Genomic DNA, 15,363 nt, shown 5'->3' with positions numbered 1-15,363 from the left:
ATTTCTCTCTCTTTCTTCTGCTTCATTCAACACTCTTTTAATTCACAAGTTACCCGTAATACCACAGAAAATTTAGCTGTTTTTCTCTAACCTTTTGCTAGCAAAGTAAATATCTTCAGTAGGCACTAGACAAAGATCCAAAAAAACTTTATATAGCGGGAAACCATATCCTCTACGACCTTCTCAGATATGTATTTAGCGCCTCTCTCTTTAGTTTTGTTCCTTTGTTTCTGCTCTTACGGATACGGAAAAGAGCATTCTACAACGGATGATAATTCTTCTCTTTCTCATTTCGACTTTCCTATTCCTATGAGGGAATATTCTCCGATAGACAAACGTTTATCGAGAGATGTCTCTAAAGATCTGTCAATATCGAATTATCTTCAGACGGAATTCTTCTCTGATCAATCTAACAGAGATAAGGGGGGCGCGGTTACCTGCAAATCTCTGAATCTAACGAACAATCTGGGGACCATTTTCTTTGTAGGAAATAGGGCTTTACAAAACGGTGGAGCCGTTTATGCCGTAGAAAATGTTTCAATATCCAAAAACACTAGTGTTGTTTTTTCTAAAAACAACTCTTTAGATTTATTTTCTACACCAATGAATTCTACTTGTTTTGGAGGAGCTGTAGCTACAAAGAACTTCGAAGCTTCTTACAACACGAAATCTTTAGAATTCATTGCCAATAGTGCTAAAATGTATGGCGGAGCCATCTATGCAGAAACAAAATGTGCTTTTTCCAACAACTCTGCTGATATTCTTTTTGAAGGGAATCTCTCTACGTTTATGCCTAGTTTTGGTGGGGCAATTTATACAGCAACTTGTGAAATTACTAATAATTCAGGGAAAATCACTTTTATTAATAATGGAGGACAAGGTGGGGCTATTCAAGCCACCACATCAACAACTATCAAAGATAACACTGGCACAATTATTTTTATGAATAATCGTGCATCTATATCTGGTATGAATCCTTTCACAGCCAATGATGAATATTCCGAAGGCGGAGGTATTCTTAGTTCACAAATTACTATAGAAAACAATACCGGACCTATTTACTTCGATGGGAATATGGCTTCTGCTTACGGAGGAGCACTAGATTATACCAACCTTACCATCAAAAATAATGGCCCTGTATATTTCTTAAATAATAGTGCACATCAAGGGGCTGCTTTATATGTAAAAAACGGTAGCGGCACAACCACTATCTCCGCAGATAATGGAGATATTATTTTTGATAATAACGTTATGAATGAAGGCAATCGTCTTCGCCGGTCCATAAATTATTTTCGGGGTTCTCATACTCTATCCTTAGGAGCTCGCCAAGATTATAAAATATGTCTCTATGATACGATAAATACCTCTAATCTCACGACTTTATCTATCAATCCTGAGGCTTACCATATAGGGGCCGTAGTATTTTCAGGAAAGCATGTACAGCCTGCTTTAGCTAATGACATAGAGAATTTTCAAACCAGCTATACTGGAGAAATCACCCTTAAATACGGCACTCTAGCTATAAAGAGCGGTGCTCAGCTTTCCGCATATAAAATTACACAAAGTGAATCTACCTACCTAGCTCTAGGGAAAAATACTGTTGTTAGAACACAAGAGAAAAGTTCTTCTGATAAAACTAGCGTTTTAGAGCTAAAAAATCTCCTCATTGATCTTCCGGAAGTTTTAAGTCCTCAATCTGAACCTCCGATGATATGGATTTATCCAGATACAAATAATAGTAATTTTACGGAAAATACTACGGCGAAAATCACGATAACAGGCTCTGTGGAGCTTTACGACGGGAAAGAAAAAGATTTTTACGACAGTTTAGATCTCTCTCAACCTATCAATGGTGTAGCTTTGCTACACCTTTCCGAGACTTCTGGCAATCCCATTACAACTACAGATTTGAATATCCAAACGATAAATCCTGGTGAGCACTACGGTTATCAAGGTCTTTGGTCTCCCTATTGGGGAGAAATTACAACAGTAACAAACGATGCTAGTGCAGCTACAGCTAATACTAAACATAGATATCTCTATGCTGATTGGACACCGTTAGGCTACACACCAAATCCTTTATACAAAGGAGATCTTGTTCCTAATCTCCTTTGGCAATCTGCCTACCTTATAGCAAATATTCCCTCATCGATGCCTAAAAGCAATCTCGAAGAAAATATGTTTATCGAGGGAGAAGGATTAGGACTCTATATCCATCAAAAGAATAAACATGGAAATTCAGGATTTTCTTCTCGAGCTTATGGCTATGCCGTAAAAGGGCAAGCAAAATCAGCAACAAATCAGTGCTTCGCTTTATCTTTTGCTCAGGTTATTGAGAAAACTCTAGAAAATCAAACGAATCATAAAAGTAACTCCCACAGCTACCTTGCTAGTCTTTCCTACCATGTGCCTTGGTTTGATGAGTCTTTAATTACATCAGCATCTTTTAGATACTGCTATTCAGATCATCATCTGAAAAACTCTTACAATCATGGACAAGAAAAATCACAAGCTGAGTTCTACAATCACGCTTTATGTGCAGTTTTTGGATGGGCTTTACCCGAATGGTATGCTTTTTCTCATTTTTCAATCACACCATTCATGCAGATGATTGCTCTACAAGTAGAGCAAACAAATATAAAAGAAGTTGGGGATCATGCGCGTACATTTTCTAATCAAAATCCCCTAAGAAATATAGCCTTGCCTATAGGAGGAGAAATCTCCGGTTCTTCTTATTCTAAAATTCCTACAACATGGGAATTAGAATTTTCCTATCGGCCAACAATCTATAGAAATAAACCGAAGGTGCTCACCACTTTACTTGCAAGTAAAGGATCATGGACATCTTCAGCAACCTCCGTAACGAAAAATGCCTTCCATGCTAAGGGAAAATATTCCATTGATCCTTTCCCTAATTTACGTGTTTTCTTGAACTACCAACTCGACCTATCTTCATCTACAACAGCACATTATATACATGCAGGAAGTAGGTGGTTATTTTAATTATGAAGCTTAAAAAGATACTCATGCGCAATCTCTCTCTACGTCTACTTGCTCTGTTTTCTCTAACCTTTATTACTTCCTTAGAAGCTAGAGATCTATCTTTCCCCTTCATTATCCCTTCCTTAGGTCTTCCCTCTTTCCCTGATTCTTTAGAAGCTTATATGGAGGAGACAAATTTATTAGGAAATACACGTGGAGCAACTTCCCTTACTTTAGATGGTTATCAAAAACTCATAGCCTCCGCACAACTAACAATTTCACAAGGCGCTGTTTTAGATTGTCACAACTTAGATATTTGCAATACGCAAGGCCCTATGATCTTTGTAAACAACAGTACACAAAAAGCAGGGGGAACATTTTTTGCAAATAAATTGCAGATATCTGGTAACAATGGCTTTATTCTATTTTCCAATAACTCAGCAAGAAATAGCTCTACCGATATCAACGCTAGTATATTTTCTTTGGCAGGAGCTATACGAGCAGACCAACTTGGAATAACTAATAACAAACAACCTGTTTATTTCTTAATGAACTCCTCAGTTACTGATGGAGGGGCTATACAAACAACAAATACCATCACGTTATCAGATAATAAAGCGCCATGTCTCTTTTATAGTAACTTATCCCTATGGGATACGGGTAGAGGTGGGGCTATACGAACAAATAGTTTCGAAAGCTCGAAGAATACTAAAGACATTTTATTTATTGATAATCGTGCAGGAACAGGTGGAGGAATTGCTTCATACGGTGGTTGTACTTTTTCTAACAATCAAGGAAATATCGTCTTTTCAAATAATGTATCTTCTAATCTAGGCGGAACAAATAATTCTAATGGAGGCGGTATAACAGCTAACTCTTTAGGATTTACTGGAAATTCTGGAAAAATCATTTTCCAAAATAATTCCTCCACAGGATCAGGAGGAGCTGTTCAATGTAGCTCTTTAAATATTAGCGAAAATCATGACATATATTTCCTTGATAATTCTGCAGAAAAAGGCGGAGCTATAAGCAGCGGATCTCTATCTATATCTGCAGATTACGGCAATGTAACTTTCAGCAATAACCTTTGTCTTCCTGTTAGTGGGGATATATATAGAAATGCCATAAATGTAGGAAATAACTCTAAAATAGAGTTAGGAGCGAAATACTCCCGAGCTATTCTTTTTTACGATCCTATAGAACATGACGGTACGGGATCTAGTATAGTCATCAATCCCCATAGCGATCATCAAGGCTGTGTGGTTTTTTCAGGAGCTACTGTCTACGAAGATCTGAAAACAGAGAAGAATCTGTTTTCACAATCTAAAACTAAAGTAGAGCTTAAAAATGGGGTTCTTGCCATCGAAGATGGTGCAGGAATAGCTACCTACCAATTTGAGCAAACCGGTGGCAGGTTATGCCTTGGAAGCGGAGGAACTCTCGCAGCAAAAGAACAAAGTGATAGTGTGAAAACTGCTACAGCGACAATAACAGATCTTGGTCTAAACCTTCCTTCACTACTTTCAGGATCACAACCTGCAAAATTATGGATCTATCCTTCAGCTACAACAACAGCTGGGGCCACAACAACATTTGCAGAAAATACTGCAGCTTCCATCACCCTATCGGGAAATCTTACACTAACTGATGAAGAAGGCAATAACCCCTACGATACTCTAGATCTATCTCAAGGTAGGAATCATATTCCCCTACTCTATCTTTGTGATAATACGGCTTCGAAAATTACTTTAGACAACCTCAATGTCAATGCGATTAATGATACAGAGCATTACGGTTATCAGGGATTATGGGCTTTAAAATGGGAAGCTAAGACAACCGTCACAGACAGTACCTCAGCAGATAAAGCCAATACTAATCATAAATACCTGTATGGAGATTGGACACCAACGCACTACCTCCCTAATCCAAAATACCAAACAGTACTTGTTGCTAATGCTCTTTGGGAGACTTTCTATACAACGATGTCAAGCATGCGCACGTTTCCTGATATCATGGAAATTCCCGCTATCTTTGAACTGCAAGGACAGGGATTGATAACATCGATTCATCAAGACAATCGTCTGAAGAAACCTGGATTCCGCATGGAATCCTCAGGATATGCTGTAGGCACATCTTCAGTAAAAGAAACACAACAGAGAATCTCTTTTTCCTTTGCTCAGCATTTTGCCCATCTTAAAGAAAAGGAATCAGAAAATAAGCTTTCTTCGAAAAACTATGTTGCGGGTATGCAGCTGCGCCTTCCTTGGTTTGATAAGGATGTAATTACAACCACAACATTGATTTATAACTATGGCTCTCACAAAACAAAACACAACTATAGAAAAGAGAACAAAATCTCTCGTGGAGATTTCTATAGCCATAGCTTTGCAGCATCTTTCAACACCACATTTGAGCTAAATCCAATTTATGAAGGTTTTGACTGTGCTCTATTCATAGAAGCTATGGCCTTTAGAGGATCATTATCTAGTTTCTCAGAAATCGGAGATTATGCAAGAAGCTTTGCGGTTATTCATCCACTATATAATGTTACCCTACCTATGGGGATTCTCTGCCAATGGTCACATGATGTACATCTTCTATCCTCTTGGAAACTACAACTTGCCTACCATCCTGTGATCTATAGACACTATCCTGAATTGCGCACTACACTATTAACAAGTAAGGGATCTTGGGAATCCGAAGGTACTCACGTTGCACGTAATGCACTAGCGTTTGCTGTAGGCAATGAAACCTATCTATTCTCAAATCTAAAAGTCTTTTTAGATTACCAAGCGAATTTCTCTTCTTCTACATTCTGCAACTATCTAAAAGCAGGTAGTACCCTAGAATTTTAAGAAATGCCAAACTTGTTATAAGAAAGTATTATCTATCCTAAATGAAAAAAGGGCATGGGATCTCAGAAATCGCTTATGAAGTAAAAGTTAATACTTTCTAAATTCTCATAATAACACAGACATCTACTTCACAAAATACACAATAAAAACATTCATTTAGAAAGAATAAAATATAATCTATGTATTCCCAAAATGTTTGATTATCTGTAGATTATTTAGAGTAAATCCCCCATCTCGATTATACGATACTCTAAATACTACGGGGATTATGTTCGCAATCTACATAAGCCCCGAGAGAATGATATGGGATCTAAATTAACGAAATACTTCACATCTATAAGTCTTACTCTTGCACTGTTTAGCAATGCATATGCTGATGATGCAACTCAAACCTCTACAAATCCAACAACTAAAGAAATCGAAATAAAGACAGATCGCAAAGGGGATTTTGTAGGGAATATCTTTTGGCAATCTACCTACGCTGCAACATCTGGAATGAATGCATCCAGGTTATCTTTAGAATCTCTAAGTGATAAATCCTTTTATTTTGATATTGAAGGTGGTGCTTTAGGTCTCTGTCTTTATCAACAAGATATCGGGGAAAAAGTAGGATTCCATATGGATGGTACAGGATACTATACTGGTATCTCCTTTGGATCTCCTTCCCTTTACAAAATTGGTTTTAAATTTGCTTCCCAGCATACCAATGCTAATGCTAATATTGGTCATAATGAAGTAGCATCAGATTATTTATCCTTAGGAAGTTACTGGGAAATCCATTGTTTTAAAGGGAAATTTATCCTATCAGGAAACTATCTCTATACCCAAGGTCTTCATGAGCTAAACTATACTCATCGTCAACTTTTAGGAGCTTGCTATGGCTCATTCGAAAGTCAAACCGTAGGTAGCGCTCTCTCCTTTTACTTCCCTTTAAAGGCTAGAACAAATGATCGTTTGACTATCATTCCATTTTTCCGCTATCAAGCCTTTATCTCAAAACAAGATAGCTTCACAGAAGACGGTGCTCGCGTACGTACTTTCGTAACACCTGATGATCTTGTTGATGTCAGCCTACCCTTCGGATTGCATAATAAATTAGCCTTCCATGGATGCTGCCCATCCATTTGGGAATTAGAAGTTGCTTATAGACCAACACTCCTAAGAAAAACACCTTTAGTGGGTTCCGTATTAGTAGCAGATAACGGCTCTTGGATTTCTTCACCTACAGATGTGAACTATCATGCTTTTTCTATAAATCTTAAAAATGAAACGCGATTATTCAAACATCTACATATAAACTTTGATTATCAATGTGATATCTCTTCATCTACATGTAGCCATTACATACTGGGTGGAGGGAAACTCTCTTTCTAAAACTATAAAGATAAAGTTTAGGAAGCTCTCAATCTGCTAATTTATTTTTAAAAATAAACGATATTAGAAGGTTTGTTTTACTAAAAACAAACCTTCTTCATTTATAGAATAATATTAAAGAAATAGCCTTATATTCTAACAACAAAAGAAACTGGTACTTATCTTTTTATATCTACAATATCAGCAGTAAATTCGTATAGAAATTCTAGACAAAGATAAAAGAAGTATTTTATAGGAGGGAAAACCATATCATAACTATGTTTTTTTTCAGATATGTCTCTAAAATCTCTTCTTTATTCTCTCATCTTATCGACTTGTGCTCACAGCATTATCTATAGCAACGACATTATGATACCTTCTGAGGGGATCCATAAACAACTTTATTATTTAGATTTTGCATTAACTCTTATAAATCAAGCTCCTTTACAAAAGAATTATGGAGTATTGCGTAGTCCTTCAGAAGACATTGTCATCTCCTATGATAAGCAACCTAAAGTATTTATATGCCAATCTAATGTAGATAATGGTGGTGTGATTAGTTGTAGATCTTGCAATCTTACAAACAATACCCAACCTATTTTCTTTGGAGATAATAGAGCTACCAATAATGGTGGAGCGATTTCCTCTACTGAAAATGTAATTATATCAAAAAATGCTCGTATTATCTTTTACCAAAATAGTGCTTTTAATCAGAAGAATGCTTCCGGGAACAGCGCCGGAGGTGCTGTATATGGGAAAAATTTCGAAGCCTCTTTTAATAATAAAGAGTTTTTTTTCATCTCTAACTTAACTAAAACAAATGGCGGCGCTATTTGTTCTTCAGAAACATGTAAATTTCTCGATAATGCTTCCACGATGCGATTTGATAACAACCGCGGTTATCACATAAATGGACTCGGAGGAGCGATTTATACAAAATCCTGTGAATTTACTCGCAACACTGGAGAAATCCTATTTAACAGCAATAAGGCTGGAAAAGGCGGAGCCATTTACTCTACTACTTCTACAAGTATTACCGACAACTATGCGCCTATTACGTTTTTTAGTAACGCTGCTTGTAACGGTACGTCTAATGCAAATGGAAATGGCGGAGCTATCAATAGTGTCTCACTAATCACGATCAAAAATAACAAACAATCTTTGATATTTGATGGAAACTCAGCTGCTCACGCTGGAGGAGCCCTTTCCTATCAGAATTTAACCATCGAAAATAATGGTCCTGTCTACTTTTTCAATAATACGGCTTGTTGGGGAGGTGCATTTTACGGACAAACAGACAACGGCACTACTAAGATCTCAGCTGATCATGGCAATATAATTTTTGATAACAACATTGCAATAGATAGAGTTGGTGTCTGGAGATCAGCTATGTTTTTCTCCTCTAATCATACCCTATCTTTAGGCGCCACTCAAAATCAACATATTTACCTTTTCGATACAATAGATACTAGAAATTTGACTTCTTTTATCATTAACCCTGAAGCCAAGCATACAGGGGCTGTGGTTTTTTCAGGCGCTAAGGTTCAATCTAACTTATCTACAAACGTTAGAAATGTTCAAACTAGCTATGGTGATGAACTGACAATTAAACATGGTATTATATCTGTAGAAAATGGAGCCAGGCTATCAGTATATAAAATTACATCAGAGGACAATACACATTTTTGTTTGGGCAGAGATGTTACCATTAAAACTCAACAAAAAAGCGACGCAATAAAAGACAGTAATCTACAAATAAAAAATGTTGCCATTCTCCTTACGGAAGTTTTGAACAGCAATAGTCCTCCAACTATTTGGATTTATCCAGGAGGATCATCAGGTAGATACACTGAGAATACCGATGCAAAGATTTCCATATTGGGTTCTTTATCTCTTTGGAATGAATATTATCGTGATCCCTATGATAGCGTGGACCTCTCTCAATCCATAGACAGGGTTCCTCTTCTACATCTCTCTGAAATACCAAACAATTTAATCACAACTAACGATTTTGATATTCACTCAATAAATTCTCACAAACATTATGGTCATCAAGGCATATGGACTCCATATTGGGAAGAAATCATAGTACCATCCATCACAACATCATTAGATACGACAAACTCAAAACATAGGTATCTTTATGCTAATTGGATGCCAACAGGATATACAGTCAATCCTCAACACCGTGCTGATTTGGTGGCAAACACTCTCTGGCAAACAGCCTATAGCGCTACAGCTTTCTATCCTTCATTAATAAACGAGTCTTCCCCGTCTTTTTATTTGCAAGGTCAAGGACTAGGAACGCATAGATATCAAAAAGATAAAGATACAATTTTAGGATTCTCCTCGAGATCTTTAGGGTATAGTGGCGAATGTCTTCTTTCTTCAGAAACTAATTGTAGGTTCTTACTCACATTCTCACAAATAAGTGGGAAGATGAAAGAACACATATCAAAAAATAAAATTGACTCTCATAGCTATCTCTTAGGCTTATCTTTGCAAATGCCCTGGTTTAATGAACACCTTATAACTACAGCTTCTCTAAGCTATTGTTATGGCGATCATCATATGCAAAGTTTTTATACACAAAATAAACAATCCAAAACGGAATTTAGAGATCACGCTCTCAGTGCACGTATAGGCTGCTATCTTCATGAAAAGCTTGCTTTTTTGAATCACTACTTCACACCATTTATTCAACTAAGAGGCGTACGCGTAGAGCAAACGAAAATCAATGAAACTGGAGATTTTCCTAGAAAATTCTCTAATCAACACCCATTGATTGACATAGCTTTGCCTATAGGAATACAAACTTTCTGGCTTTCAGATACCTATTTAGCAAATCTTTGGGAATTCCAACTCGCCTATCAGCCCTCAATCTATAGACAAAAGCCAAAAGTCCTCACAACACTACTGGCAAGTAATGGATCCTGGACAACCTCAGGATCCCCAGTAGCACGTCATAACTTGCATGTTGAAGGAAGAAACTCTATCCATCTATTACACAATATAATTGCTTTCTTGAACTACCAACTGGATCTATCTTCATCCACAACCTCCCATTATGTAAACGCCGGGAGTAGAGTGGTATTTTAACAAATTGAGAACTTGAGAAAACTTACTATGAAACATAAGTTTATTAACAATCTTATTCTTTCCACATCATGGTTGGCTTATTTTTATAGTATAGATGCTAGAGAAATAGTTCTTCCCTATCCCACAACCTCTGTAGAATCTCTATATATCCCCAAATCTATAGAGCTATTGCTACAGAAAACAAACTTAACGGGAAAAACGCACTCCTCGGATTCATTGACATTACAAAATTACCCAGAGATATTTTCTATTTCTCAGATTACCAATGACTCAGCAGGAGCTAGTTTAAGATGTAATAAGCTCTACATTCAAGATACTCAAGGACCAATTATCTTAATTGGCAATATTACTCCACGTTCAGGAGGTGGAATTTATACCGATAATAACTTAGAGATCACGAATAGTGATAAGTCCATTATTTTCTCAAATAATCTAGCTAGAAGCACAGCTGTAGAAGTCCGTTCGAATCATGGCGGCGCAATACACACAAGATACCTTGATATTAAAAACAATAAAGAACCTATCTACTTCCTTAGGAACTCAACTTCCGCAAGTGGTGGGGCAATTATGGCAGCGAAGATCTTTAATCTATCGGACAATAAATCTTCCTGTATTTTTTATGATAATCAATCCTTATCAGATACTGGTCTAGGGGGAGCTTTACGACTAGAACACTTTAATTGCACGAATAACTATGGTGATACGCTATTCGTCAATAATCAATCTGGAACAGGCGGGGCGATCTCTGCAATCTATGATTGTCTGTTCTCAGGTAATCAAGGAAACATCATCTTTAAAAATAATGTAGCCTTTTCAACAGGAAATAATGACATTTCTGGTGGAGCTATAGCAGCAAGAAATGTCACCTTAGAAAATAATACAGGAATTACATCTTTCCATAATAATTCTTCCGCAGTTCACGGAGGTGCTTGCAGATGTGTAAAATTTATAGTTCGCAATAGCAATGATGTCTATTTTACAAATAACTCCTCTCAATTAGGAGGAGCGATAATTGTAATGGATAGTGGCTGCGGTATCGAACTATCCGCAGATAAGGGAAATATTGTTTTCAATAATAACTTATCTATAACCCCGACAGATATAATTCGCAGGAACTCTATATATATAGGAAGTAGTAATTCTAGCATTGTTCGATTTGGAGCAAAACTAGGACACCACATTCTTTTCTATGATCCTATTGAACACGAGTTGCCCACCTCTAATAATATGATCATTAATCCTAATATTGAAGACCAAGGCTGTGTGATCTTTTCAGGGGCTACAGTTAGTGATGCTATTAAGACTGAGAATAATTTATTTTCAAAATGCAAAAACACCATAGAGCTTAAAAACGGAGTACTGGCAATCGAAAATGATGCTGCGCTTGCAACATTTAAATTTATACAAACAGGAGGAATCATTTGTTTAGGAACAGGAGGAACTTTAACAACAAGAGAAAAGGACACCAATAATAAAGCTGCCGATCTTCAACTAAGCAACCTGGGATTAATCCTCCCTCAATTACTTACAAGTAAAGCAAAAGCTGCAAAATTATGGATTTATCCAACAAAAACTACACAAAATTCTACCGACTCTTTTCAAGAAAATACAGCAGCAGCCATCTATGTTTCAGGAGATCTTCTACTGACTAATGAAGAAGGACATAGCCCATATGATGATACGGATCTCTCTAGAGGTATCACGCGAATTCCTCTTCTTTATCTTTGTGATAACGCCACAAAGAAAATTAATATCGACTCTCTAAATATTCATGCTATTAATCAAAAAGCTCATTATGGTTATCAAGGCATATGGTCTACTTACTGGGAAGAATACACAACAACAGCAAATTCCACATCAGCATTAACAGCAAATACTTCTCATCGTATACTTTATGCTGACTGGACACCAACAGGCTATGTTCCCAATCCAAAATATACATCAGCTCTAGTCGCTAATGCCCTTTGGGGATCTGTCTATACTACACTCTCAGGAATGCGCACATTACCTTCTCCAGTAAACGCTCGTTCACATTTTGAATTCGGTGGTCAGGGATTGGGAATGACTATTCATCAACGCAATCGCCTGGGCGTGCGTGGATTCCATATGGAATCTGCAGGCTATGCAGCAACCTCGTCTGCTGTCACAAAGATAAATCATAAAATCTCATTTTCATTCTCCCAACAAATTTCTCATATTAAAGAACGTGCGTCATCTAATAAAATCTCCTCGAAAAACTATTTCGGAGGTATGCAGCTGCGTCTTCCCTGGCTAAATGATAGTTTCGTTACTACAGGGTCACTAGCATATAATTATGGGGACCATACAGCAAAACACTTCTATACAGAAGAAAACAAAGCTTCTGAAGGATATTTCTATAGCCATACACTCGGAGCTTGTCTGAGTTGCATATTACAGCTAAGTCCAACAAATCGAGCATTGTCTGTAGCTCCATTTATAGAAGCTTTAGCTTTTAGAGCTACGCTCTCAAGCTTTATAGAACAGGGAGATTTTCCACGGAAATTTACTGTAAATCAGCCTCTACTTAATGTTACTCTTCCTGTGGGAGTATTTATGCAATGGGTTCGTAATGTACATTTACCAACTCTATGGCAAATACAGATCGCTTATCACCCTGTTATTTACAGAGATTATCCTCAGATATTGGCGACATTAACTGCAAGCAATGGAACATGGCCAATACTTGGAACACCTATTACACGCCATGCTCTCGCTTATAAAATAGGAAATGAAACCAAGATCTTTTCTCATTTGAAAGTCTTTCTCAATTATCAAGGAAATATCTCCTCGTCAACCTTTTGCAACTATCTAAAAGCTGGGAGCACATTAGCATTTTGAAAGAATAGTTTTCTCAAAGAAACACAACAATAATCTATTAAGATAAACTTATTAAGTCTCCTATCTATGGATACCTAGAATTAAGAAAACAAATTGCTCATTAACTCTGAATATCTCTGTTTTATAAAAATCTAGACAATCTTACGTTTCTTCGCGTATAGGGAATGGCATGTGTGGTCTCTGATCTTTATTATCCCAGTATGCGCCCCTACACCTATTCATTTTTATGCTTAATTAGCCTGAGTATTTGCTCACAGAAACTCATCTGTCTTGCCAAAGAAAAGAAAGCATGTTCTTTCCACGAGATCACAGAATCTGGCCATATTTGCCCGTGGTCAAGTCCTTATGGAATTGATCAGGTTCTTAAAACATCCCCCATGTCTCATGGGGAACTACATAATAGCAGTGCTGATATAGATATCTCTGGAAAAAAGTATTTCTGTGTCAATTATCAATACAATAGAGGAAGCGGCGGGGCTGTTACAGCTAGAACGCTAAATATCACAAAGAATATCGGGCCTATAGTATTTCGAGAAAATATCTCCAATGATAATGGAGGAGCTGTATCTTCGACAAATTGCAACATTACCTATAATAAACAAGAGTGTTGTTTTATTAATAACATGGCCAATGTTCTGATTGATCAAGCGAATGCTAAATCTGGTGGAGCGATTAAATGCACGCAACTTGAGATCTCTAATAATACTGGAGTTTGTCAATTTTTAAATAATACAGCTTCCCTTTCAGGAGGAGCAATCTTAGCGGATAACAACGTAAACATTTCTAACAATTACGGCGCAATAATTTTAAGAAATAACAAATGCTTAAAAGAAGAAAGTCAGGGTGGATGTATTTATAGTGCTAATTGCTCTATTACATCTAATTATGCTCCCATAACTTTTATAGATAATCAGGCTGGTTCTACCGGAGCTATATATGTGACCGGAGCGTGTACGATCTCTCATAACTCAGGCATCATTAAGTTCCTTAATAATAGCTCAACGCGCCAAAATAATCCTGCTGGAGGAGGGGCTATTTACTCCACCTCTTGCACGATTACTAATAATCCTAAAGGTGTGATTTTTCAAAATAATGCTTCAAAATGCAATGCAGGTTCTATCTATACTCAAAATCTCACTATCAAAGATAATGGACCCATTCTATTTATAAATAACTCCTCAACATGGGGAGCTGCTATTCAAAATCGTGATAGTGGAAATTTTTATCTTTCAGCAGATTATGGGGATATAATATTTAAAAGAAATTTTTGTCTCAACTCCTCAGGAAGTTATAGAAACGCTCTCCACTCAACTCCCAACTTAAATTTACAAATAGGAGCAAGGCAGGGTTATAGCGTTAAATTTTATGATCCTATTGAAAATGGACATCCTTCATCCACGGTTCTTATATTTAATCCAGAAAATTACCATTTAGGAACTGTTTTATTTTCTGGAGCTGATGTATCTCCAAATAACACCAATCTCTCTGATCTCCAAAGTCAAATGAGAAATACGTGTAAAATTGCTCACGGTGTGCTTGCTGTTGAAGATAAAGCTGCTTTGGCAATTTATAAAATTACACAAGATGAAGGAATCTTACGCCTAGGGAATAGCGCAGTTATTACCACTATAAAAAATGCCGCTAATAATCAACAAACAACGGTTGGCTGTACACTCACAATTACTAAACTTGCCCTAAACCTTCCTTCTATTTTAGCAAAAGGTGCTCAAGCTCCTAAAATCTGGATCTATCCTTCTGTTAGTAGCAATAACTATACAGAAGACGACAATCCCACAATCACTATTTCTGGACCTCTAACCCTATTAAATAGTAATAATGAGGATCCCTACGACTCTTTAAATCTTTCAAGCGGTATTACACGTATCCCATTTCTTTATCTTTGTGATACAACCACCAAGAAAATTACCGTGGATGATCTAAACATTGAAGCCATCAATGATAAACAACATTATGGCCATCAAGGAGTCTGGTCTCCTTATTGGGAAGAATATACAACAACAACAAATCCCTCATCCGCATTAACAGCAAATACACATCATAAATATCTCTATGCTGACTGGACACCTACTGGTTATATTCCTAATCCAGAATATCGTGGTGATCTCGTTGCTAATGCTCTCTGGCAATCCGCATACAACGTAATCACCGGTCTACATAACCTACCCCCCCCCCAAACGCAAGCCGTTTAGGGTTT

The 15,363-nt window shown here is 37.0% G+C and carries 6 protein-coding genes; all 6 read left to right on the top strand.

Going from position 1 to position 15,363, the window contains the following annotated elements:
* The first annotated feature begins 189 nt into the window (after positions 1 to 189).
* The 6 genes from H9Q19_RS03845 to H9Q19_RS03820 all read left to right on the top strand — a co-directional run bounded on the left by H9Q19_RS03845 (position 190) and on the right by H9Q19_RS03820 (position 15,358).
* Positions 190 to 3,003, top strand: a complete 2,814-nt coding sequence (locus H9Q19_RS03845) for a polymorphic outer membrane protein middle domain-containing protein (protein WP_213240473.1) — start codon at positions 190 to 192, stop codon at positions 3,001 to 3,003.
* Positions 3,004 to 3,005: 2 nt separating this feature from the next.
* Entirely contained in the window at positions 3,006 to 5,837 is a 2,832-nt protein-coding gene (locus H9Q19_RS03840; RefSeq protein ID WP_213240471.1) for a polymorphic outer membrane protein middle domain-containing protein, read from the top strand.
* A gap of 303 nt (positions 5,838 to 6,140) precedes the next feature.
* A complete protein-coding gene (locus tag H9Q19_RS03835) occupies positions 6,141 to 7,211 on the top strand; it encodes an autotransporter outer membrane beta-barrel domain-containing protein (protein ID WP_213240469.1) in 1,071 nt (356 codons plus the stop codon).
* A 348-nt stretch (positions 7,212 to 7,559) separates the two neighbouring features.
* Positions 7,560 to 10,289: a polymorphic outer membrane protein middle domain-containing protein gene (locus H9Q19_RS03830; protein WP_213240467.1), complete on the top strand. Its 2,730-nt coding sequence runs from the start codon at positions 7,560 to 7,562 to the stop codon at positions 10,287 to 10,289.
* Positions 10,290 to 10,316: 27 nt separating this feature from the next.
* A complete protein-coding gene (locus H9Q19_RS03825; RefSeq protein WP_213240464.1) occupies positions 10,317 to 13,148 on the top strand; it encodes a polymorphic outer membrane protein middle domain-containing protein in 2,832 nt (943 codons plus the stop codon).
* A 173-nt stretch (positions 13,149 to 13,321) separates the two neighbouring features.
* Positions 13,322 to 15,358: a polymorphic outer membrane protein middle domain-containing protein gene (locus tag H9Q19_RS03820; RefSeq protein ID WP_407644853.1), complete on the top strand. Its 2,037-nt coding sequence runs from the start codon at positions 13,322 to 13,324 to the stop codon at positions 15,356 to 15,358.
* The last annotated feature ends 5 nt before the right edge of the window (positions 15,359 to 15,363 follow it).

This window comes from Chlamydia crocodili (assembly GCF_018343815.1).
Lineage (GTDB): Bacteria > Chlamydiota > Chlamydiia > Chlamydiales > Chlamydiaceae > Chlamydia > Chlamydia crocodili.
Note: the sequence above shows the minus strand (reverse complement) of the source record. Positions and strands in the feature narration are given on the sequence as shown.